Origin of the sequence: Pectobacterium sp. 1950-15 (assembly GCF_037136835.1) — a bacterium.
In the GTDB taxonomy this organism is placed as follows: domain Bacteria; phylum Pseudomonadota; class Gammaproteobacteria; order Enterobacterales; family Enterobacteriaceae; genus Pectobacterium.
In genome coordinates, this window is record NZ_JBBBQR010000006.1 from 1 (window position 1) to 21,740 (window position 21,740).

General features: G+C 52.1%; 23 protein-coding genes. 9 read left to right on the forward strand and 14 right to left on the reverse strand.

Translation table 11 applies throughout. The features are described from left to right. Positions 1-116: 116 nt before the first annotated feature. Positions 117-680, reverse strand: a complete 564-nt coding sequence (gmhB, locus tag WCT94_RS08555) for a D-glycero-beta-D-manno-heptose 1,7-bisphosphate 7-phosphatase (protein WP_015841488.1) — start codon at positions 678-680, stop codon at positions 117-119. Between the two features lie 181 nt (positions 681-861). Here gmhB and metN point away from each other — a divergent pair, with 181 nt between their 5' ends. The 6 genes from metN (at position 862) to proS (ending at position 6,649) form a co-directional block, all read left to right on the forward strand. Next, positions 862-1,893: a methionine ABC transporter ATP-binding protein MetN gene (gene metN, locus WCT94_RS08560; RefSeq protein WP_319849107.1), complete on the forward strand. Its 1,032-nt coding sequence runs from the start codon at positions 862-864 to the stop codon at positions 1,891-1,893. After that, positions 1,886-2,539 carry a methionine ABC transporter permease MetI gene (locus WCT94_RS08565; protein WP_039497700.1) on the forward strand — a complete coding sequence of 218 codons (654 nt, stop codon included), beginning with the start codon at positions 1,886-1,888 and terminating at the stop codon, positions 2,537-2,539. Before metN ends, WCT94_RS08565 begins: the two co-directional genes overlap by 8 nt. 63 nt (positions 2,540-2,602) lie before the next feature. Next, complete coding sequence (locus WCT94_RS08570) at positions 2,603-3,418, forward strand: MetQ/NlpA family lipoprotein (RefSeq protein ID WP_010681578.1); 816 nt, start codon at positions 2,603-2,605, stop codon at positions 3,416-3,418. 243 nt (positions 3,419-3,661) lie between these two features. Further along, positions 3,662-4,072, forward strand: coding sequence for an Rcs stress response system protein RcsF (gene rcsF, locus WCT94_RS08575; RefSeq protein WP_039497702.1), 411 nt, complete (start codon positions 3,662-3,664; stop codon positions 4,070-4,072). After that, complete coding sequence (gene tsaA, locus WCT94_RS08580; RefSeq protein ID WP_336869084.1) at positions 4,069-4,785, forward strand: tRNA (N6-threonylcarbamoyladenosine(37)-N6)-methyltransferase TrmO; 717 nt, start codon at positions 4,069-4,071, stop codon at positions 4,783-4,785. Before rcsF ends, tsaA begins: the two co-directional genes overlap by 4 nt. 145 nt (positions 4,786-4,930) lie before the next feature. Then, positions 4,931-6,649, forward strand: a complete 1,719-nt coding sequence (gene proS, locus WCT94_RS08585; protein ID WP_336869086.1) for a proline--tRNA ligase — start codon at positions 4,931-4,933, stop codon at positions 6,647-6,649. Between the two features lie 104 nt (positions 6,650-6,753). On the opposite strand, the gene rpoS is transcribed toward proS, so the two are convergent. The 7 genes from rpoS to ftsB all read right to left on the reverse strand — a co-directional run bounded on the left by rpoS (position 6,754) and on the right by ftsB (position 12,836). Further along, entirely contained in the window at positions 6,754-7,746 is a 993-nt protein-coding gene (gene rpoS / locus WCT94_RS08590; protein ID WP_015841494.1) for an RNA polymerase sigma factor RpoS, read from the reverse strand. A gap of 53 nt (positions 7,747-7,799) precedes the next feature. Beyond that, a complete protein-coding gene (nlpD, locus tag WCT94_RS08595; protein WP_336869325.1) occupies positions 7,800-8,822 on the reverse strand; it encodes a murein hydrolase activator NlpD in 1,023 nt (340 codons plus the stop codon). Between the two features lie 483 nt (positions 8,823-9,305). After that, on the reverse strand, positions 9,306-9,932 hold the full coding sequence (locus tag WCT94_RS08600) for a protein-L-isoaspartate(D-aspartate) O-methyltransferase (protein WP_225085599.1): 627 nt from the start codon (positions 9,930-9,932) through the stop codon (positions 9,306-9,308). A 136-nt stretch (positions 9,933-10,068) separates the two neighbouring features. Beyond that, a complete protein-coding gene (gene truD, locus WCT94_RS08605; protein ID WP_336869087.1) occupies positions 10,069-11,115 on the reverse strand; it encodes a tRNA pseudouridine(13) synthase TruD in 1,047 nt (348 codons plus the stop codon). Between the two features lie 117 nt (positions 11,116-11,232). Then, entirely contained in the window at positions 11,233-11,730 is a 498-nt protein-coding gene (gene ispF, locus WCT94_RS08610) for a 2-C-methyl-D-erythritol 2,4-cyclodiphosphate synthase (protein ID WP_015841498.1), read from the reverse strand. Positions 11,731-11,783: 53 nt separating this feature from the next. Then, positions 11,784-12,497: a 2-C-methyl-D-erythritol 4-phosphate cytidylyltransferase gene (gene ispD, locus WCT94_RS08615; RefSeq protein ID WP_336869089.1), complete on the reverse strand. Its 714-nt coding sequence runs from the start codon at positions 12,495-12,497 to the stop codon at positions 11,784-11,786. A gap of 3 nt (positions 12,498-12,500) precedes the next feature. Continuing rightward, positions 12,501-12,836, reverse strand: a complete 336-nt coding sequence (gene ftsB, locus WCT94_RS08620; RefSeq protein ID WP_336869090.1) for a cell division protein FtsB — start codon at positions 12,834-12,836, stop codon at positions 12,501-12,503. Positions 12,837-13,177: 341 nt separating this feature from the next. On the opposite strand from ftsB, the gene WCT94_RS08625 reads away from it, so the two are divergent. The 3 genes from WCT94_RS08625 to WCT94_RS08635 all read left to right on the forward strand — a co-directional run bounded on the left by WCT94_RS08625 (position 13,178) and on the right by WCT94_RS08635 (position 15,570). Beyond that, a complete protein-coding gene (locus tag WCT94_RS08625; protein ID WP_015841501.1) occupies positions 13,178-13,963 on the forward strand; it encodes a basic amino acid ABC transporter substrate-binding protein in 786 nt (261 codons plus the stop codon). A 133-nt stretch (positions 13,964-14,096) separates the two neighbouring features. Further along, entirely contained in the window at positions 14,097-14,861 is a 765-nt protein-coding gene (locus tag WCT94_RS08630; protein ID WP_336869092.1) for an amino acid ABC transporter permease, read from the forward strand. Continuing rightward, positions 14,848-15,570, forward strand: coding sequence for an amino acid ABC transporter ATP-binding protein (locus WCT94_RS08635; protein WP_336869327.1), 723 nt, complete (start codon positions 14,848-14,850; stop codon positions 15,568-15,570). The genes WCT94_RS08630 and WCT94_RS08635 overlap by 14 nt, the downstream gene beginning before the upstream one ends. Positions 15,571-15,627: 57 nt before the next feature. Here the strand turns inward: WCT94_RS08635 and WCT94_RS08640 are convergent, their stop codons facing one another. From WCT94_RS08640 to WCT94_RS08665, 6 genes are all read right to left on the reverse strand, one after another. Further along, complete coding sequence (locus WCT94_RS08640) at positions 15,628-15,972, reverse strand: DUF3561 family protein (RefSeq protein WP_205559389.1); 345 nt, start codon at positions 15,970-15,972, stop codon at positions 15,628-15,630. A gap of 46 nt (positions 15,973-16,018) precedes the next feature. Then, complete coding sequence (cysC, locus tag WCT94_RS08645; protein ID WP_336869095.1) at positions 16,019-16,699, reverse strand: adenylyl-sulfate kinase; 681 nt, start codon at positions 16,697-16,699, stop codon at positions 16,019-16,021. Further along, on the reverse strand, positions 16,638-18,128 hold the full coding sequence (cysN, locus tag WCT94_RS08650) for a sulfate adenylyltransferase subunit CysN (RefSeq protein WP_336869096.1): 1,491 nt from the start codon (positions 18,126-18,128) through the stop codon (positions 16,638-16,640). Before cysN ends, cysC begins: the two co-directional genes overlap by 62 nt. Positions 18,129-18,139: 11 nt before the next feature. Continuing rightward, on the reverse strand, positions 18,140-19,048 hold the full coding sequence (gene cysD / locus WCT94_RS08655) for a sulfate adenylyltransferase subunit CysD (RefSeq protein ID WP_015841507.1): 909 nt from the start codon (positions 19,046-19,048) through the stop codon (positions 18,140-18,142). Between the two features lie 9 nt (positions 19,049-19,057). Further along, entirely contained in the window at positions 19,058-20,500 is a 1,443-nt protein-coding gene (cysG, locus tag WCT94_RS08660) for a siroheme synthase CysG (RefSeq protein ID WP_336869098.1), read from the reverse strand. Positions 20,501-21,004: 504 nt separating this feature from the next. After that, the gene (locus WCT94_RS08665; protein ID WP_336869099.1) at positions 21,005-21,739 is read right to left on the reverse strand and encodes a phosphoadenylyl-sulfate reductase; all 735 of its coding nucleotides are present in this window, start codon (positions 21,737-21,739) and stop codon (positions 21,005-21,007) included. Between the last annotated feature and the right edge of the window lies 1 nt (position 21,740).

The following is a 21,740-nucleotide window of genomic DNA, read 5'->3' on the forward strand; positions in this document are numbered from 1 at the left end:
CGGTTGTGAATCACAGCGCCGTGTCGATGGAGGCGCATTATAGGCAGCCGATTCAGAAGCGCAAGCAAATCTAGTAAACTTTTTTCTGTTTGCGCATCTTTCATTCGTTCCGCTGATTAAGTGCGCGTTTTTATCCATTTTGGCAGGTCTGCGAGGCTTTCCAACACGCTATCAGCCAGCGTTTCGCCTTGTTCGGTAACAGGTTTGCCCGTGCGAACCAATAGTTTGGTTCCTACTCCTGCGCCAATTGCAGCCTGCATATCCTCTAATTTGTCACCCACCATATAAGACGCAGCCATATCAATGTGCAGATCGCGCTGTGCAGAAAGCAACATGCCTGGCTCAGGCTTTCGGCAATCACAAGTCTGGCGGTATTCATCTTCCCCTGCTTCAGGGTGATGCGGACAAAAATAGATGCCATCCAGATCAACACCACGATCTGCCAGCGACCAGTCCATCCACTCTGTCAGTTGCATAAACTGATCTTCTGTAAACTTTCCGCGGGCGATGCCGGACTGATTAGTTACCACAACCAGCGCAAACCCCATATTTTTCAACTCACGCATGGCATCGATGACGCCATCAATAAATTGAAAATGGTCAATGTCATGAACATAACCGTGATCGACATTGATCGTGCCGTCACGATCAAGAAAAATTGCTGGAACGCTTTGTGCCACTGACTTTGCTCCTGAATGGCCTAAATTACGCAGTAGTATCGCATGTTTTCGCCTATAGGGAGAATGTAGAGCCATGACAATCCCGATTGACTTAGACGTCTAGACGCCCTAACATCCATTTCATATTCTGTTAATGCAGAAACTGATTTATCCAGCCATAGGCACTCACGATAAAAAACATATGATTGAACTTTCTAATATTACTAAGGTTTTTCAGCAAAACGGGCGGACCATTACCGCGCTTGCTGATGTCAGCCTTCATGTTCCTACCGGGCAAATCTATGGTGTTATCGGCGCATCAGGTGCAGGTAAAAGTACACTCATCCGCTGCGTCAATTTATTGGAGCGCCCGACAGAAGGGAAAGTGCTGGTAGATGGACAAGAGCTGACCCAGCTGTCAGATAGCCAGTTAACGCGCGCACGCCGCCAAATCGGCATGATTTTCCAACATTTCAACCTGCTCGCCTCACGTACCGTTTTTGGCAATATTGCGCTACCGCTGGAATTAGATAACACGCCAAAAGCTGACATTACCCGGCGGGTCAATGAATTGTTGGATTTGGTTGGGCTTGCAGATAAGCACGACGTGTATCCCGCCAATTTGTCCGGCGGACAAAAACAGCGTGTCGCCATTGCCCGTGCGTTGGCTAGCAATCCCAAAGTTCTGCTGTGTGACGAAGCAACCAGCGCGTTGGATCCAGCAACGACCCGGTCGATTCTTGAGTTACTGAAAGATATCAATCGCCGCCTCGGCCTAACCATTCTTCTTATTACACATGAAATGGATGTGGTGAAGCGTATTTGCGATCAGGTTGCGGTAATCAGCGATGGACGACTCATCGAGCAGGACACGGTCAGCGAAGTCTTTTCACACCCGAAAACACCGCTGGCGCAGAAATTCATTCAGTCCACGCTACACCTGGACATCCCTGACGATTACCTCATCCGCCTGTCCCCCGACTATCGTCCGGATACCACGCCGTTATTACGGATGGAATTTACCGGCAAATCGGTGGATGCCCCGCTGCTCTCCGAGGTTGCTCGACGCTTTAACGTCAACAACAACATTATTAGTGCCCAGATGGATTATGCCGGTGGCGTCAAGTTCGGCATCATGCTGGCAGAAATGCACGGCAACGATGCGGATATAAAAGCCGCAATCCAATTCCTGCAGGAAAGTCACGTTACAATTGAGGTTCTGGGTTATGTCTGAAGCAATGATGTGGTTAATGGCTAAGGGAATATGGGAAACCGTCGCAATGACGTTCGTTTCTGGTTTCTTTGGCTTTGTGCTTGGCTTACCCGTGGGAGTCTTATTGTATACCACGCGTCCGGGGCAAATTATCGCCAATCCAAAGCTCTACCGGACCGTTTCAGCACTGGTAAACATTTTCCGCTCGATTCCATTCATTATTTTGCTGGTATGGATGATTCCTTTTACTCGGATGATTGTTGGAACCTCTATTGGCCTGCAAGCGGCGATCGTTCCTCTCACCGTCGGTGCTGCACCGTTTATTGCCCGCATGGTGGAAAACGCGCTGCTTGAAATTCCGACTGGCCTGATTGAAGCAGCCCGTGCGATGGGGGCAACACCAATGCAAATCGTCAGAAAGATACTCCTGCCAGAAGCATTACCGGGCCTTATTAATGCCGCAACTATCACGCTAATCACGCTCGTAGGCTATTCTGCTATGGGTGGAGCCGTGGGCGCAGGCGGCTTAGGTCAAATTGGTTATCAGTATGGTTATATTGGTTATAACGCGACGGTCATGAATACGGTATTAATATTACTGGTTGTTTTGGTTTACCTGATTCAATTCTGCGGCGACAGGGCAGTAAAAGCTGTCACACACAAGTAATCACCACAATACGCATTTGCCTGAAGGCATCTGCCAAGAAAATAGTTAATTAGGGGTAAGGATATGGCGATTAAACTGAAATCTATTGCGACCATTGGCGCACTTATTGGTGCTTTGGCGCTAGCGGGATGTGGTCAGGAAGAAAAGAATCCTAATCACATTAAAGTCGGCGTTATTGTTGGCGCAGAACAGCAGGTTGCCGAAGTCGCGCAGAAAGTGGCAAAAGACAAATACGGCCTGGACGTTGAATTGGTCACATTCAACGACTACGTGTTGCCAAATGAAGCGCTGAGCAAAGGCGACATCGATCTGAATGCCTTCCAGCACAAGCCTTATCTGGATCAGCAGATCAAAGATCGTGGTTATAAACTGGTTTCTGTCGGCAACAGCTTTGTTTACCCAATCGCGGGTTACTCCAAAAAAATCAAATCGCTGAATGAACTGCAAGACGGTGCTCAAGTTGCGCTGCCAAACGACCCGACCAACCTGGGCCGTTCCCTGTTGCTGCTGCAAAAAGTCGGCTTGATTAAACTGAAAGACAACGTTGGTCTGCTGCCAACCGTACTGGATGTCACTGAAAACCCGAAAAACATCAAATTGGTTGAACTGGAAGCACCACAGCTGCCACGTTCTTTAGATGACGCGCAAATCGCACTGGCTGTAATCAACACCACTTACGCTAGCCAGATTAACCTGACACCAACTAAAGATGGCCTGTTTGTTGAAGAGAAAGACTCTCCGTATGTAAACCTGCTGGTTTCACGCGAAGACAACAAAGACGCTGAAAACGTGAAGAAATTCGTTCAGGCCTACCAGTCTGATGAAGTAAACGACGCAGCAAATAAAATCTTTAATGGCGGCGCGGTAAAAGGCTGGTAATCCTGCAATTATACCCTAAATAATTCGAGTTGCGTGAAGGCGGCAACTGCGCGAATCCCCAGGAGCTTACACCAGTAAGTGACTGGGGTGAGTAAGGGCAGCCAACGCACAAGCAGCTTGAAGTATGACGGGTATACACGTTTAATTAAAAGATATCTGCGAGACGGGCTACGGCCCGTCTTGTTATTTGTGCAATTGCTTGCTTCAATACCCGCTCTTTGAGAAAAAGCAGAGGAATCCTTAATGCGTGCTGTTCCCTTTATATTGTTGGCAATGTCGCTGACAGGCTGTTCTTTATTTCAGAAGCCACCGGCACCGGCTCCTCAACCTGTTATTGAAACCAAAACCGCAGAACCCGCGCCTAAACCGAAGCCAGTCGCTCGCCCGACTCCAGCAGTGTTATATAAAAGTGCAGAAGAATTAGTGGGTAAACCTTTCCGCGACATGGGCGAAGTGTCAGGCTCTTCCTGTCAGGTCAGTGCTCAGGATTCCCCCCCTAACGCAGCAAATGCGCGTAAAAGAATGCAAAATCGCGCCACGGCCATGAAAGCCAATGCGGTTTTGCTGCATGAATGCCAAACCGTCAGTGGTGTAGCGGGTTGCTACAGTCAGGTCGTTTGCCAGGGCACCGCGCTGAAAGTCTCTGCACAATGAGTCAATTTGTTTTCAATCAGATCGGGATTATCCGCTCTCCGTATAAAGAAAAATTTGCCATTCCGCGGCAGCCGGGTCTGATTGAAGATGGAGGCGGAGAACTTCAGCTATTGCCGCCGTACAATCAGGCGGAATGTGTACGAGGGCTGGAGGCGTTCAGCCATATTTGGGTATTGTTCATCTTTCATCAAACGATGGAAGGCGGCTGGCGTCCGACAGTTCGGCCACCGCGTCTGGGGGGAAACACACGGACGGGCGTTTTCGCTACGCGTTCTACTTTCCGCCCCAACCCTGTTGGCATGTCGCTGGTTGAATTAAAAGGGATTCGAGTAAAAGGCGATGCCATTACGCTCGAATTAGGCAGCCTCGATCTGGTCGATGGCACGCCAGTCATCGATATCAAACCTTACCTGCCTTTTGCAGAGAGCCACCCTCAGGCGCGAGCGGGTTTTGCTCAAATGGCACCTGATGCGGCAATGCTGGTGCTTTTTTCGCCCCTTGCGGAAAACCAGATAGCCCAGCATCAAAAGAAATATCCCCAGTTAAAGCGCTTCATCTCACAGGTATTAGCGCAAGATCCACGACCGGCCTACCGCAAAGGTGAAAGCACCACGCGGGAATACGCCGTTTTACTGCTGGAATTCAATGTGCGCTGGCGTGTCTGCGGAGAACAAACCGAAGTGCTAAGCCTCGACCCGTCAAACGCGTATTAACACATTAACCACAGCAATATATTCTAAAATTGTTCCTGCTCTCTTTTGACGCGCCGCCCGCGCTGGTAAACTAAACCACTTTTTATGTGCCTTCGGCTGCGCGGCAGCCCTATGCTATTTGTCGTTCTAACGGAACTAACACCCCATGCGTACTAGCCAATACATGCTCTCCACTCTCAAGGAGACGCCAGCCGATGCGGAAGTCATCAGCCATCAGTTGATGCTCCGGGCAGGAATGATTCGTAAACTGGCCTCTGGCCTTTACACCTGGTTGCCGACCGGTTTACGTGTTTTGAGAAAAGTTGAAAACATCGTGCGCGAAGAGATGAACAACGCTGGCGCGATTGAAGTGTCCATGCCCGTTGTTCAGCCTGCCGATTTATGGGTAGAAAGTGGACGTTGGGATCAATATGGCCCAGAGCTGTTGCGCTTTGTCGATCGTGGCGAACGCCCCTTCGTACTTGGCCCAACACATGAAGAAGTCATTACTGACCTGATTCGTAATGAAATCAGCTCCTACAAGCAGCTGCCGCTGAATTTCTTTCAGATCCAAACCAAATTCCGCGATGAAGTTCGTCCGCGTTTTGGCGTGATGCGCTCACGTGAATTCCTGATGAAAGACGCCTACTCTTTCCATACCTCTCAGGAATCATTGCAGGTTACCTACGATGCGATGTACGCCGCTTATAGCCAGATTTTCGGCCGTATGGATCTGGATTTCAGAGCTGTTCAGGCGGATACCGGTTCTATCGGCGGTAACGCATCCCATGAGTTTCAGGTACTGGCCGCCAGCGGTGAAGACGATATCGTTTTCTCAACGGAATCCGACTACGCAGCAAACATTGAATTGGCAGAGGCGGTTGCGCCGAAGCTAGGCCGAGCAGAAGCGACGGAAGCGCTGCGTCTGGTTGACACACCGAATGCCAAGACCATCGCCGAGCTGGTTGAGCAGTTTAAGCTGCCGGTAGAAAAAACCGTGAAAACGCTGCTGGTTAAAGCGACGGAAGAAAGTGGCCATAAACTGGTTGCGCTGCTGGTTCGTGGCGATCACGAACTGAACGAAATCAAAGCAGAGAAAATTGCTCAGGTAGCCAGCCCGCTGACATTCGCAACAGAAGAAGAAATTCGAGCCACCATCGGCGCAGGCCCAGGTTCACTGGGTCCAGTCAAGCTGTCGATTCCCGTCGTTGTCGATCGCACCGTTGCAGCCATGAGCGATTTCAGCGCTGGCGCGAACATTGATGGCAAACACTATTTTGGCATCAACTGGGAGCGTGATGTTGCGCTGCCACAGGTTGCGGATATCCGTAACGTGGTTGAAGGCGATATCAGTCCAGACGGTAAAGGCACACTGCAAATTAAACGCGGTATCGAAGTGGGCCATATTTTCCAACTGGGCAGCAAGTATTCTGAAGCGCTGAAAGCGACGGTTCAAGGTGAAGACGGCCGTAACCAGACGCTGACGATGGGTTGCTACGGCATTGGTGTAACGCGCGTTGTCGCGGCGGCGATTGAGCAGAATCATGACGAACGCGGCATCATCTGGCCAGACGCCATTGCGCCTTTCCACGTTGCTATTCTGCCGATGAACATGCACAAGTCTTTCCGTGTGAAGGAAGTCGCTGAGGATATCTATCAGCAGCTGCGCGCTAAAGGCATTGAAGTGCTACTTGATGACCGTAAAGAGCGTCCGGGCGTGATGTTCGCCGATATGGAACTGATTGGTGTACCGCACACCATCGTCATTGGCGATCGCAATCTGGATAGCGAAGAGATTGAATATAAGCATCGCCGGGTTGGTGAAAAGCAGATGATTAAAACCAGCGAAATCGTCGATTTCCTGCTGGCAAATATCGTCCGCTAATCGCTGCCGGACCGCCCTTTCGCAGGAAAGGGCAAATGCAGAAATAAAAAATGGTGGGTTTCCCCACCATTTTTTATTTCAAGACTTCAGTAACTTATCGCGAATTATTCACGAAACAGTTCTTCAATGCTCAACCCCTGAACCTGCAAAATTTCCCGCAGGCGGCGTAAGCCTTCAACCTGAATCTGACGAACACGTTCGCGTGTTAAGCCAATTTCACGACCGACATCTTCCAGCGTAGCCGCTTCATACCCTAACAGGCCGAAACGACGCGCCAGCACCTCACGCTGCTTGGCATTAAGCTCAAACAGCCATTTAACGATATTCTGTTTCATATCGTTATCCTGAGTGGTGTCTTCAGGTCCGTTGTCTTTTTCGTCTGCCAGAATATCCAGCAGCGCTTTTTCCGAATCACCGCCCAGCGGGGTATCGACGGAAGTAATACGTTCATTCAGGCGCAGCATGCGGTTGACGTCATCAACGGGTTTATCAAGCTGTTCGGCAATTTCTTCCGCACTCGGCTCGTGATCCAGTTTGTGAGACAGTTCGCGCGCGGTGCGCAAATAAACGTTGAGCTCCTTGACGATGTGAATCGGCAAACGGATGGTACGGGTTTGATTCATGATCGCCCGTTCTATCGTCTGTCGAATCCACCAGGTCGCGTAGGTTGAAAAACGGAACCCTCTTTCTGGATCGAATTTTTCAACCGCACGGATCAGGCCGAGGTTCCCCTCTTCAATCAAATCCAGCAGTGCCAGACCACGATTGTTGTAACGGCGGGCAATTTTCACCACCAAGCGCAGATTACTCTCAATCATCCGGCGGCGCGATGGGACATCGCCACGCAACGCGCGCCGGGCAAAATAAACTTCTTCTTCTGCGGTTAAAAGCGGCGAATAGCCGATTTCTCCTAAATAGAGCTGTGTTGCGTCCAGGACACGCTGTGGGACCCCTTGCGATAACAGCTCGTCTTCCGCCGAGTCATTATCATTGGTATCTTCCTCTGCCAGCGCTTTATCGTCAAAAACGTCAAGTCCATTTTCGTCGAAATCGGTATCTTCATGTAACTCGTTAACTTTCAGCGTACTTTGGCTCATAAGTGGCTCCTACCCGTGATCCCTTGGCAGAATACCGAAATACTCTGCCCGATTTATCGCTGCGGCAGAAAACGCAGCGGGTTTACGGATTTCCCCTTGTAACGAATTTCAAAGTGCAAGCGAACTGAGCTGGTGCCCGTACTGCCCATCGTAGCGATTTTTTGTCCTGCCGTGACATCTTGTTGTTCACGGACTAGCATCGTATCGTTATGGGCATAGGCACTGAGGTAGTCATCATTATGTTTGATGATTATCAGATTTCCGTAACCACGTAGCGCATTACCCGCATACACCACTCGCCCACTGGCGGTTGCGATGATCGGTTGCCCACGTGAGCCGGCGATATCAATCCCTTTATTTCCCCCCTCGGAAGCGGAGAAACTATCTATGACTTTCCCATCGGTAGGCCAACGCCAACTGCCAACAGCAGCCGTATTGCTGCTGGCAACAGCCGCTGGTGCGGAAACAGGAGCGCTTGTTGTTGCCCCTGCCGTAGGTAGCATCTTACCTACATTCTGTTTACCCTGATTCCCAGAATACGCATTAGTTGACTGAGAATCAACCGATGTAGTTTGTATTTGAGCGCTTGATGGCGGCGTTGGTACACCACCTCGAGTGGCATCGGTTGTTGCCAGCATGCCACCACCGCTCGTCAGGCCACCGCCCGAAGCGTTATTGCCGGATCCGTTGCCTAAATTCAGTGATTGCCCCACATTCAGGCTGTATGGTTCAGGAATATTGTTGCGCTGTGCCAGATCCCGGTAATCATTGCCGGTAATCCAGGCGATATAAAACAGGGTATCGCCACGTTTAACGGTGTAGGAATTACCGCCGCTGTAGCTGCCTTTCGGAATATTACCGTAGCTGCGGTTATAAACGATCCGGCCATCGGACGTCGTTGCCACACTTTCACTCGTCGTTGAAATACGTGATGGTGGCGCAGATAACATTCCCCCTCGGCTGCCCGTATTTCCGTCAACGCTGCTGATCGGTGCGGATTTGGAATTATTGTTGGTACATCCCGCCAATCCTAAGACAATCACCGTACAAGCAGCAATGTGACGCAAATTCATGATTCGGCTTCCCATGCGCCTTACTCCCCTCTAACTATAGCGTTCAAAAAAGTAACTATATCCGTCATATTTCAAGCTGCGTGTACGTTAGCTTCTCTTACTCACCCCAGTCACTTACTGATGCAAGCTCTTGGGGATTCGTGCGATTACCGCCTGCCTGCAACTCGAACTATTTAGGCTATATAACATTCAAAAAACAGTAGTACTCAGAACTCAATTCGGACATGTTTGCCTCACATCTGCTGCCTTTTTACTGGCTATAGCCCAACGGCCCGTAGCGTAAGTGGTTGTAGCGTAACCGATATCCGGTAATATATTCGTTAATTGGAACGAGAAAGATCGCTACTTCACCATCGCTGGCGCATAAGCAAAACGGGAAAGGCACCACGATGATTAGAGGCTAACAATATCAACAAGTTCGCACTATAAAACAGTTGTGTTGAAATTTTAAAGACTTAACAACAAATGCACATCAACGCCACGGTATCAGGCTAGTTCCCCTTTGACCAGCGGAACAAACCGAACAGCTTCAACCGTTTGAATAATAAATTCACCAGCATGGCGCTGTACAACTTGCAGTATTTGCGACTGCTCCCCGACGGGCAGCACCATCACACCGCCTTCATCAAGCTGTTCCAGCAGCGCACGGGGAATTTCCGGCGGCGCAGCGGTAACGATAATAGCGTCAAACGGCCCGCGCGACGCCCAGCCTTGCCATCCATCGCCATGGCGGGTAGAAACATTGTGCAGATCCAGTTGCTTTAAGCGGCGCTTAGCCTGCCACTGCAGCCCTTTGATGCGCTCCACCGAGCAAACATGCCGCACCAGATGCGCTAAAATCGCCGTTTGATAACCCGAACCCGTACCAATTTCCAGCACGCGAGATACCGGCGTCAGACTGAGCAGTTCCGTCATTTTCGCGACCATATAGGGCTGCGAGATAGTCTGACCGGAACCAATAGGCAGAGCGGTGTTTTCATACGCTTTATGTTCAAAAGCTTCATCAACAAAACGTTCTCTGGGTACGGCTTCTATCGCCTTCAGCAGACGTTCGTCCTGAATGCCCTGTTGGCGCAGTTGCGCCAACAACGTTTCTATACGCTTGTTTACCATTCCCCGCCGACCTCAGCTCTGGTTAACCTCGTCACCAATACAGCAATGTTCCCGCACAAGGGCCAGCCAGCCGCCGCGACCGCACCGTTGCTGGCATGTATTCTCTTAACTATTTTCTGCAAAAAACCGCAACACATCAGACACCGATATCGGCATCCTGATATGAATGCAGTAATTCACGTACCACACTGGTCGCAAAACTGCCCGCAGGTAGCCAGAATTTCACTTCCACGGTCGCATCATCCTGCCATTCCCAGTGCATCTGTTGCGGATACAGCAGTATCGCGCGCCGGGACGATTCAACCCGTTCACGCTTGACCAGCGACCACAGTGTTTCTTGTCCCGCCAAAGCCTGCTCTTCAAATTCGCGCGCATCATCTTGCGTACCCAGCTCACTATCACCAGGCAGCGGCGCGGTAATCTGGAGTTCACCAGCATCAAGGCGCGCCTGTGAGGCTTCCAGTTCGTCAGGCTTAGCAACAAACCAGCTGCCGCGACCTGTCAACTGCAATGCGTCACCAGACAAAACGGTTTTCGCCTGCTCTCCCGCCAGTCTTGCGCTGGCAACCTGATTAAACATCGCACTGCGGCTGGCGGAAAGATAAAAACTACGTTTATTACGTTCTTTTACCCGAATGTCGTTATTCGCCCAAAGACGAGCCTGCTCAAGATTATTTCCGTTGCGTCCGAAACGCTGGCTGCCGAAATAATTAGGAACGCCGTTCGCGGCAATCAGCGTCAAACGAGCATCAACCTCGCGTCGATCGCTGACCTGACGCAGTACCAGAGTAAAATAGTTACCCCGCAGCGTACCGATGCGCAGTTTGCGACGGTGGCGAGCAGATTCCAGCACGTCACAGCCTTCAAGCGCCAGAGAGGAGAAATCCGGCGTGTCCTTGCCCGGCATATGCAGACAGAACCACTGTTCGGTGACAGCATGACGATCTTTCAGGCCCGCATAGCTCACGGCACGTAGCGGCAAGCGAGCGAATTTCGCCAGCATTTCGGCCACAAATTGCGTATTGCAGCCGCGCTTGCGCACGCGCAACAGAACATGCTCACCGTCACCGTCCGGCTGGAATCCCAGATCTTCAACGACGACAAAATCTTCCGCAGCGGACTTCAATGAGCCGGTAGCCTGTGGTTTGCCGTGCAACCAAACGAGTTGTTCGCTATTTTCCATCGTTATCCTACAAAATCATGACCGGACGACTCGCAGCCATGACATTGTTTTTTATACTGTTAATTTTCTATGATTGATAAAATCTTGCTGATAAGACATTGATTACAAAAAAACGGCTTACCACGCGACGATTTCGCCCGTTCCTTTTTTCACCAGCAAGGCAACGGCTTCGCAGGCAATACCTTCACCACGACCAGTAAACCCAAGCTGCTCTGTCGTGGTGGCTTTCACATTGACGTCATCCATATGACACAGCAAATCTTCTGCCAGATTCACGCGCATTTGCGGAATATGCGGTGCCATTTTAGGTGCCTGCGCAATAATCGTAACGTCCAGATTTCCTAACTGATAGCCTTTTTCGTTGATACGACGCCAGGCTTCACGCAGCAAACCACGGCTGTCCGCACCTTTAAACGCCGGATCGGTATCAGGAAACAGCTTGCCAATGTCGCCCAGCGCAGCGGCGCCCAACAGGGCATCCGTCACCGCGTGCAGAACCACATCCCCATCGGAATGCGCCAGCAGGCCCTGAGTATAAGGAATTCGCACGCCACCGATCACCAGCGGACCTTCTCCACCGAACTTATGGACATCAAAACCGTGACCGATACGCATCGCGCGTTCTCCTTATATGTATTTAACGAATAAATTTAGCGAATAAAATGAGGTTACTGCAAACTGGTTAAATAGAATTCGGCTAATGCCAAATCCTCTGGACGAGTGACTTTGATATTATCCGAACGTCCGCTGATAATTTGCGGGCGATAGCCACAATATTCCAACGCGGAGGCTTCATCTGTGACGGCAACGCCATCCTGAAGCGCACGTTGCAGGCACTGTTTCAACAGCGCGGCGGGAAAGAGCTGCGGCGTCAGCGCATGCCACAAATCGTTCCGTTCTACCGTGCGATCGATAAACCCATCCGTACTGCGCTTCATGGTATCACGAACCGGGGCGGCTAAAATTCCACCAACGTCACTCTGCTCGACAATCGCCAGCAGGCGCGTCAGATCGTCCTGATGCAGACACGGACGCGCCGCGTCATGCACCAGCGCCCATGCGCTATCGGCAACGGCGGACAGCCCAGCCAGCACGGAATCGGCACGCTGCCGCCCGCCCGTTACGGTACAAATACGGGGGTCGTTAGCAATCATCAGGGTATGAAAAAATGCGTCATCGGGACTGATGACGACAACGACACGCTGCACGCGTGGATGGCGTAAAAGCGCGCCGATGGTGTGTTCAAGAATGGTTTTATGGCCGGTTGCGTCATTGCCAATCGTCAGATACTGCTTAGGACGATCGTTTTGCATTCTGCTGCCGTTACCCGCGGCGGGCAGAACGGCAACAATATCAGGCGGGGAAAGGCTCGGTGTCTGCATGCGTCAACGTTGTGTATTGTTGGATGGCGAAGGATTAGATGAAGTCGTATTCACGTTACGGTGGTTCGATTCCGGTACCAGACGATAGAAGCTTTCACCGGGTTTGATCATTCCCAGTTCATTGCGTGCGCGCTCTTCAATCGCTTCCTGTCCGCCATTGAGATCGTCAATTTCGGCAAACAGTTGTTCGTTACGGTCTTTTAATTTGGCGTTGTTCCCCTGCTGGACAACAACATCATCCTTCACCCGAACATAATCATGAATGCCATTCTTGCCCAGCCACAGTGAGTACTGAAGCCAGCCAAGCAATATCAATAATAACAGCGTAAGCTTTCCCATCCCGCCCCCTGAAAAACCGCCTAATCATCCCATAACTTTTGTTTCGACTCCACTGTGTCCGGCAGTGGAAGGCAAGATTCACCTTGCCACCTCCCTAAATGGGGATATTTCGGGCAGGAATTCGCACCAAGCCAGCCGCCAAGTCACCTTCTCGCCATCTATGCATTATCTTCGCGCTTTCTGCCGCCTCCCCGTAACGAGAAGGCACAACCCCATAGGAAATACCGGGATAAAACCGGCTACAGGAAAACGTCAGTTGAACCATTAATGCTATCTGTGTATTTTTATGCATACAAAGTGCATAAAAAAAGAAAATTTTACGTTTAAACCAGGAGAAAACCATGTTCAAAAAACTGTTATTCGTTGGCGCGCTCTGCGCCACCGCATTATCCACAACCGTACTCCCAACCAGCGCCTTCGCTGCAGAGCCCACTTACGTAGTCGGCTCTGGCGGAACCTATCGTCCTTTTGAGTTTGAAAACGCGCAGAAAGAGCTGGAAGGCTTTGATATTGATATTATTAAAGCGATCGCCAAGGCGGAGAATTTCAATATCAAGCTGGTCAATACACCGTGGGAAGGTATCTTCGCAACCCTTAACTCCGGCGATCGCGACATTATCATCTCCGGCATCACGATTACCGACAAGCGTAAGCAAATGGTCGATTTCTCCGCGCCTTATTTCCCCGCCGAGCAGTCTATTGTGGTGCCTAAAGGTTCTACGATCGACTCGATTGCCGCATTGAAAGATCACAAAGTCGGTGTCGTGAACTCCAGTACCGCCGATGTCGTGGTCTCTGACGTATTAGGGAAAAACAGTACATCGATTAAGCGCTTCGATAACACCCCATTAATGTTACAAGAGCTGTATGAAGATGGCGTGGGTGCCGCGGTTGGCGATGTGGGTGTGGTGAAGTTTTACATTAAGACTCACCCTGAAAAACAGTTCAATCTGGTTTCCGATGCCAAATTCGAACGCCAGTATTTTGGGATCGCTGTAGCGAAAGGCAACGATCAACTGCGTGAGAAGATTAACGCCGGGTTGAAAAAAATCGTTGCCGATGGCACCTACGCCAAAATCTATCAGACCTGGTTTGATAACAACGTTCCGACCTTACCCGCAGAATAACGCCTGCAATACACTGCGAACCTCTCCTGGTCTCCATCGCCTCACGCGAGACGTCGCACTAACCGGACAGCCTGCCTGTCCGGTTTAATTTAAAAGAATCATTACGTTAGCCTATTCAAAAAAGGAAACGATCTTGACGGGATTTCGTTGGGAGATCATTCAGGAGTATGCCCCGCTATTCATGGAAGGCACCTGGATGACCATCAAATGCACCATTATCTGTGTCATTCTTGGCACCTGCTGGGGATTAACGCTCGGATTAGGCCGCGTAGCGCAAGCGCCGCACGGGCCGTGGAAATATATCCTGCACTACGGCGTTCAATGGCCGGTACGCATCTACATTAGCGCCTTTCGCGGTACGCCGCTGTTTGTACAAATCATGGTGGTGCACTTTGCTCTGGTACCGCTATTCATCAACCCGCGCGACGGATTGCTGGTGACCAGCAATATCATGTCAGTCGATTTTGCCCGCACGTTACGCGCAGATTACGGCGCATTCCTCTCCTGCATTGTGGCCATTACGCTGAATGCGGGTGCCTATGTCTCTGAGATATTCCGCGCGGGTATTCAGTCAATCGATCGCGGCCAAATGGAAGCATCCCGCTCGCTCGGCATGAGCTATGGCCGCACCATGCGGAAAGTCATCCTGCCACAGGCTTTTCGCCGCATGCTGCCGCCACTGGGTAACAACGCTATCGCGATTGTGAAAGATTCATCGCTGGCTTCGGCGATCGGATTGGCGGATCTCGCCTATGCCGCTCGCACGGTGTCAGGCGCTTACGCCACGTATTGGGAACCCTACCTGACGATTTCCATTGTCTATTGGGTTATTACTTTCCTGCTCTCTCTACTGATGCGGCACATGGAAACGAGGTTTGGCAAAAGTGATTCACGTTAACAATCTGCAAAAACAGTTTGGCGATACCCATGTCCTGCGCGGTATTTCCTGCGACATCGCGCCTCAGGAAGTGCTCTGCCTGATTGGTCCATCCGGATCAGGAAAAAGTACCTTTTTGCGCTGTATCAATGCGCTGGAGACCCTGTCAGCAGGCGAGATTACGGTCAACGGTTTTGCCATTCACGATAAGAAAACCGATATCAATCGCATGCGCGAAAGCGTGGGTATGGTATTTCAGCGCTTTAATCTGTTTCCACACATGACGGTGTTAGAAAATGTGATTATGGCACCGATGGATGTGAAAAAATTGCCCCGTGCTCAGGCCGTTGAACGCGCTAAAGTGTTGCTCAGTAAAGTCGGTTTGCTGGATAAAATTGATGCCTGGCCAAACAGCCTGTCCGGAGGTCAACAGCAGCGTGTTGCAATTGCCCGCGCGTTAGCGATGGAACCGACAATCATGCTGTTTGATGAACCAACCTCGGCGCTGGACCCAGAACTGGTTGGCGAAGTGCTGGCGGTCATGAAAACACTGGCGAATGAAGGCATGACTATGGTCATCGTGACCCATGAAATGGCCTTTGCCAGAGAAGTGGCTGATAGAGTGATCTTTATCGATCAGGGGATTATTCAGGAACAGGGGACGCCAGAGGAAATATTTACTCATCCGAGTAACCCGCGTACGCAGGCTTTCCTAAGCAAGATACTGTAAATACGCTATAAATTGTAAAACCAAGGCTGTCAGCCTCTTCTACACTGACAGCCTTTTTCACCACCCCGTAAGAAAAGAAAATACCAGCCAGAACAGGCAGATCACCGTCAGTCCCGTCGCAAAAAGCGTATAAAAAATATAGCCTCTCAGCAGAAAGCTAAACCCGACGCCCACCAGCACCGAAAACGGCATCAGCGCCAGAAAGAACGGCCAGGTGTAGAGCATGAAGAAAAACGTGGTATTGGAGCCGTATACCAGAAAGGGAATGCTAAAGGCCAACCAATAGAAGGAGAACCCCGTCACCGCCCCCATAAACAGGTAGGAAACGCCGTCATCCTCTTCTTGCGCTGGCCGAGTCTTGCTAATCGTTAACTGCGTGGCATTTTGCATAATCTTTCCCATTCTTCCCCTGCATCACCCAACAGCGCGGTGAAAAAAAGCGGGGGTGTCAGAGCTTGATAATAGCTCTCTTGCCAAGCAGATCTAACAATTGGTCTGTCAAATTTGTTACTAATTGTTCGCCATCCAGGTGACTATCCGGCGCTTCCGGGGCTTCATACGCCGAGTCGATCCCGGTGAAATTACGCAACTCTCCCGCACGGGCTTTTTTATACAACCCCTTAGGATCGCGCGCTTCACAGGTCGCTAACGGCGTATCGACGAAGACTTCAATGAACTGCCCTTCGCCCAGTAAATCTTGCACCATTTTGCGCTCGGCGCGGTGCGGCGAGATAAACGCGGTCAGCACCACCAGACCGGCATCCACCATCAGTTTGGCGACTTCACCCACGCGGCGAATGTTCTCGCGCCGATCGTCGTCGGTGAAGCCCAAATCCCGGCACAAACCGTGCCGGACGTTGTCGCCATCCAGCAGGTAAGTGCTGACGCCGCGAGCGTGTAGCGCCTGCTCCAGCTCCCCTGCCAGCGTGGATTTACCGGAACCTGACAGCCCGGTAAACCAGATAACCACGCCTTGATGACCATGCAACTTCTCGCGCGACTCACGGGTGACATCGTGCGCATGCCAAACGACGTTCTCGTCAGTCGGTTCATCGCGTAAAGACACGTTATTTGCCTCCCAGCAGGTCGCGCGCACCCCAATGCGGGAAGTGGCGACGAACCAGCGCATTCAGTTCCAGCTCAAACGCGCTGTACGCGCCCGGCTCCTGATACACCTGCTCGATAGGTTCCCTTACCAGACCTGCCCCCACCGTGACGTTACTCAGACGATCGATAAAGATCATGCCACCGGTTACCGCGTTGTGCTGATAGTTGTCCAACACCAGCGGCTCATCAAAAATCAGCTCAACCGAACCGATACCATTCAGCGGCAGATTCTCCGCGACGCGCTGCGTCAACGTATTAATCTCAACCTGATACTGAATATTCTCGACCCGAGCGCGCGTTTTCTTGCCGCCAATCTTGATGTCATAACTCTGTCCCGGCACCAGCGGCTGTTCCGCCATCCAGACCACATCCACCAGCGCATGCTGCACCGCCTTCAGCGATTCACCGCTATCGACCAGCAGGTCGCCGCGGCTGATATCAATCTCATCCGCCAGCACCAGCGTAATGGCTTCGCCTGCCTGCGCCTGCGGTAAATCACCATCGAAGGTCACAATACGGCTGACGGTAGATTCCACGCCGGACGGCAGCACTTTAACCCGCTGCCCGACGCGGATAATGCCGGAGGCCAGCGTGCCCGCGTAGCCGCGAAAATCCAGATTCGGACGGTTGACGTATTGCACCGGGAAGCGCATCGGCTGTTCCAGCGTGCGCTGCGCCACATTGACCGTTTCCAGCACGTCCAGCAGCGTTGGCCCGGTATACCAGCTCATCGTCGTGCCTGGCGTTGCGACATTATCGCCATCCAATGCGGAAATTGGCACAAAAGTGATATTCAGGTCGGTAGGCAGTTGCTGAGCAAAATCCAGATAATCCTGCTTAAACTGCTCAAATACCGTTTGCTGATAATCCACTAAGTCCATTTTGTTCACCGCCACCACCAGATCGCGGATCCCCAGCAGGGTCGCAATAAAGCTGTGGCGACGAGTTTGATCCAAGACGCCTTTACGAGCATCAATCAGCAGAATCGCCAGCTCACAGGTTGACGCGCCCGTCGCCATATTGCGCGTGTACTGCTCGTGCCCCGGCGTATCAGCGATGATAAATTTGCGCTTTTCCGTCGAAAAATAGCGGTAGGCCACGTCAATCGTGATGCCCTGTTCGCGCTCGGCCTGAAGCCCATCGACCAGCAGTGCCAGATCCAGTTTTTCGCCCTGCGTCCCAAGACGCTTGCTGTCATTGTGTAGCGTGCTGAGCTGATCTTCATAAATCTGGCGCGTATCGTGCAGCAAACGGCCAATCAGCGTACTTTTTCCATCATCGACGCTACCGCAGGTCAGGAAACGCAGCAGCGTTTTATCCTGCTGCGCATGCAAATAGGCTTCCACGCCGCCCTGCTCGGCAATCTGCTGTGCAATCGCATTATTGATGACGACGGCATCTTTCTCAGCCGCGTTTTCCGCAACTGTATCTTTTAACGAAGTTTGGCTCATTCGACGATTCCTCAGAAATACCCTTGACGCTTTTTCAGCTCCATTGAACCGGCCTGATCGCGGTCAATCACCCTTCCCTGACGCTCACTGGTGGTAGAAACCAGCATCTCTTCGATGATTTCCGGCAGCGTCTGCGCCTCCGATGCCACCGCGCCCGTCAGCGGCCAACAGCCCAGCGTGCGGAAGCGCACCATGCGTTGTTCAATCACTTCACCCGGTTGCAGATCGATGCGATCGTCATCCACCATCAGCAGCATGCCATCGCGTTCCAGCACCGGACGCGGGGCGGCCAGATAGAGCGGAACAATATCGATATTTTCCAGATAGATATATTGCCAGATATCCAGTTCAGTCCAGTTAGAAAGCGGGAAAACACGAATACTCTCGCCTTTGTTAATCTGGCCATTGTAGTTGTGCCACAGTTCCGGGCGCTGGTTCTTCGGATCCCAACGGTGGAAACGGTCGCGGAAGGAGTAAATACGCTCTTTAGCACGCGATTTCTCTTCATCGCGACGCGCCCCGCCAAATGCGGCATCAAAACCGTATTTATCCAGCGCCTGCTTCAGTCCTTCGGTTTTCATGATATCAGTGTGCTTGGCGCTGCCGTGTACAAAGGGATTAATTCCCAATGCTTCGCCCTGTGGATTGCGGTGCACCAGCAGTTCACAGCCGTAAGCTTTCGCCGTACGGTCGCGGAATTCGTACATTTCACGAAATTTCCAGCCGGTATCGACGTGCAACAGCGGGAAAGGCAGTGACCCCGGGTAGAACGCCTTGCGCGCCAAATGCAGCATCACCGAAGAGTCTTTGCCGATGGAATACATCATCACCGGATTACTGAACTCGGCCGCCACTTCGCGGATGATGTGAATGCTTTCGGCTTCAAGCTGCCGTAAATGCGTGAGTCGTTTCTCGTCCATACCCTTTCCTTAAGCCAAGTTTACTACCGCTGGGCGGCTGTCTTGCGGCACCGTCGGCGTTGTCTGACCAAACCAGGCAATCTGGTGATGCAAATCCACCACCTCGCCAATCACCAGCAGCGCCGGTGTCGGCGCTTGCCGTGCCAAATGTTCTAACTCTTGCAGCGTGCCGATTTGCACCAGCTGATCGTGTCGGGTGCCGCGGCTGATTACCGCGACAGGGGTCTGCGCTGAGCGGCCATGCGCGATAAGCTGCTGCGAAATTTCAGCGGCCTTCATCGTTCCCATATAAATCGCCAATGTCTGACGCCCGCGCGCCAGCGTTGACCAGTCCAGTTCGTCGCCATCCGGACGACAGTGACCGGTAATAAAAAGCACGCTTTGTGCGTAGTCACGATGCGTTAACGGGATCCCCGCATACGCCGTGACGCCCGCCGCAGCCGTCACACCGGGCACCACCTGAAACGTGATGCCAGCCTGCGCCACCGCCTGCAACTCTTCGCCACCGCGGCCAAAAATAAAGGGATCGCCGCCTTTCAGGCGGACTACCCGTTTGCCTTCCTGCGCCAACGTCACCAGTAGCTGATTAATCTCATCCTGTGGCAGCGAATGCGCACTGGCACGCTTTCCAACGCAGATGCGTTCAGCATCGCGGCGCACCAGATCCAACACGTCGGGGCTGACCAGATGGTCATACAGCACCACGTCCGCCTGCTGCATCACCTGCAGCCCGCGCAACGTAAGCAATCCAGCATCGCCGGGGCCTGCGCCAACCAGCGCCACTTCACCGCGTGCTGCCGCGGGCAGTTGCTGCTCGTCTTGCTGATTAACCAGTTGCTGTTGCAATTCGTCTTCGGCCTGCGCGAGCTGTCCGGCGGACACCAGCACCGCAAAGCGTCCGACAAACAGCCGTTCCCAAAAGCGACGGCGTGCCGACATCGAATGCAGTCGGGTTTTAATCCTGTCGCGCCAGCTTCCGGCGATGTCCGCCATCGTGCCCAAACTGGCGGGCAGTAATGATTCCAGCTTTTCACGCAGCAAGCGTGCCAGCACTGGCGCTTGCCCACCGGAGGAAATCGCCACCACCAGCGGAGAGCGATCGACAATCGAGGGGAAAATAAACGAGCACTTCGGCTGATCGTCCACCACGTTCACCAGCAAATGACGCTGATTGGCCGCCTCAAACACGGCCGCGTTCAACTCAGCGTCATCCGTGGCGGCAATCACTAAAAACACGTCAGATAGCAAGTCAGGCGTAAAAACCTGCGCCAGCCATTCAATCTTCCCGGTCTGATGCTGCACAGCCAACGGTTCGGCCAGTGCCTGCGCGACGATTTTTACCTCCGCACCCGCGCGTTGCAGTAGATCGATTTTGCGCGTCGCAACCTCGCCGCCGCCGACAACCAGTACCGGGCGCTGACGAAGATCGGCAAATATAGGGAGATAGTTCACAATCGCCTTAACTAAGCAAAAAAGTAGATAATGCGACTATACGGTGAGGACAGAACACTTATGAAATGCCGAATTGGAATGACAAGTTCCGTAATGGAATAACACCACGTTTACAACTGAGATTGGGTGGGCTCTTCCCCTAACAAAGGCTGTTTCTTATACACAAATCCACAGGCTTTGCAGATTTTGTCATTCTCCGGCGTAAAAAATTATGCTGAGGAGATAGCAGGCTTAGGATGAGCCGCATGGACGCGGCGAAAGCTTGCGCCACGCAGGGAGCGTGTCGCAAGCGGTCCGTGAAGCCTGATATCGACGAAGGCACCGCGTCAGCGGCATAATTTACGCTGAAAGCCTCGGGGTCACGGGGCGAGCGGCGATTGAGCCGCCCCGTGTCGGGCGAGTGCTGCGAATTAGCATGGAATGACAATACTGTAGCGCACGAAACCGTCTCCTCATCTGCATAAAAATATGGCTAAGAGACAAACGACAATGTGTCAGGTTCCTTTACCCTTCGTGCAGCCCGCACTCGCGCTTTAAGCCGAAGAAGCGGGTTTCCTCTTCACTCATGCCCGGTTCCCATTTGCGGGTGGTGTGCGTATCGCCAACAGACAGATAGCCCTGATCCCACAGCGGGTGATAGCTCAGACCATTTTCTTTCAGATATTGATACACCGTCCGGTTATCCCAATCGATAATCGGTAGGAATTTGAAGACGCCACGCTGAATCGCCAGCACCGGCAAGTCTCCCCGGCTGCCGGACTGCTCACGGCGCAGGCCAGCAAACCACGTTTTTGCCTTTAACTCGCTCAGCGCCCGATTCATCGGCTCAACTTTATTCAGCAGGTTGTAGCGCTCAATGCCTTCCACGCCCTGTTCCCACAGCTTGCCGTAGCGCGCTTCTTGCCAGGCCGCGGATTCAGCGGCGCGATACACTTGCAGATTCAGTTTCAACTGATCCGTCAGCGCATCAATAAACTGATAGGTTTCAGGGAACAGATAGCCCGTATCCGTGAGGATGACCGGGATATCCGGTCGCTGTTGTGTCACCAGATGCAGCGATACCGCAGCCTGAATACCGAAGCTGGACGACAACACATAATCGCCCGGCAAATTCTCCAGCGCCCAGCTTACTCTTTCCTGTGCAGACAGCTGTTCAAGCTGACCATTCACGACAGCCAGCGCTGCCGCCTGCTCCGCTTTCGGTAACGCGTTGAGCGCCTCAAGGTTAAATTCGGCCATC

Bases quoted from the DNA above. Each gene is read 5' to 3' on its own strand.
- metN (WP_319849107.1), top strand. From the start codon at position 862: ATGATTGAACTTTCTAATATTACTAAGGTTTTTCAGCAAAACGGGCGG.
- WCT94_RS08565 (WP_039497700.1), top strand. From the start codon at position 1,886: ATGTCTGAAGCAATGATGTGGTTAATGGCTAAGGGAATATGGGAAACC.
- WCT94_RS08570 (WP_010681578.1), top strand. From the start codon at position 2,603: ATGGCGATTAAACTGAAATCTATTGCGACCATTGGCGCACTTATTGGT.
- rcsF (WP_039497702.1), top strand. From the start codon at position 3,662: ATGCGTGCTGTTCCCTTTATATTGTTGGCAATGTCGCTGACAGGCTGT.
- tsaA (WP_336869084.1), top strand. From the start codon at position 4,069: ATGAGTCAATTTGTTTTCAATCAGATCGGGATTATCCGCTCTCCGTAT.
- proS (WP_336869086.1), top strand. From the start codon at position 4,931: ATGCGTACTAGCCAATACATGCTCTCCACTCTCAAGGAGACGCCAGCC.
- rpoS (WP_015841494.1), bottom strand. From the start codon at position 7,746: ATGAGCCAAAGTACGCTGAAAGTTAACGAGTTACATGAAGATACCGAT.
- WCT94_RS08600 (WP_225085599.1), bottom strand. From the start codon at position 9,932: ATGGTAAACAAGCGTATAGAAACGTTGTTGGCGCAACTGCGCCAACAG.
- truD (WP_336869087.1), bottom strand. From the start codon at position 11,115: ATGGAAAATAGCGAACAACTCGTTTGGTTGCACGGCAAACCACAGGCT.
- ispF (WP_015841498.1), bottom strand. From the start codon at position 11,730: ATGCGTATCGGTCACGGTTTTGATGTCCATAAGTTCGGTGGAGAAGGT.
- ispD (WP_336869089.1), bottom strand. From the start codon at position 12,497: ATGCAGACACCGAGCCTTTCCCCGCCTGATATTGTTGCCGTTCTGCCC.
- ftsB (WP_336869090.1), bottom strand. From the start codon at position 12,836: ATGGGAAAGCTTACGCTGTTATTATTGATATTGCTTGGCTGGCTTCAG.
- WCT94_RS08625 (WP_015841501.1), top strand. From the start codon at position 13,178: ATGTTCAAAAAACTGTTATTCGTTGGCGCGCTCTGCGCCACCGCATTA.
- WCT94_RS08640 (WP_205559389.1), bottom strand. From the start codon at position 15,972: ATGGGAAAGATTATGCAAAATGCCACGCAGTTAACGATTAGCAAGACT.
- cysC (WP_336869095.1), bottom strand. From the start codon at position 16,699: ATGCGCTGGTTCGTCGCCACTTCCCGCATTGGGGTGCGCGCGACCTGC.
- cysN (WP_336869096.1), bottom strand. From the start codon at position 18,128: ATGAGCCAAACTTCGTTAAAAGATACAGTTGCGGAAAACGCGGCTGAG.
- cysD (WP_015841507.1), bottom strand. From the start codon at position 19,048: ATGGACGAGAAACGACTCACGCATTTACGGCAGCTTGAAGCCGAAAGC.
- WCT94_RS08665 (WP_336869099.1), bottom strand. From the start codon at position 21,739: ATGGCCGAATTTAACCTTGAGGCGCTCAACGCGTTACCGAAAGCGGAG.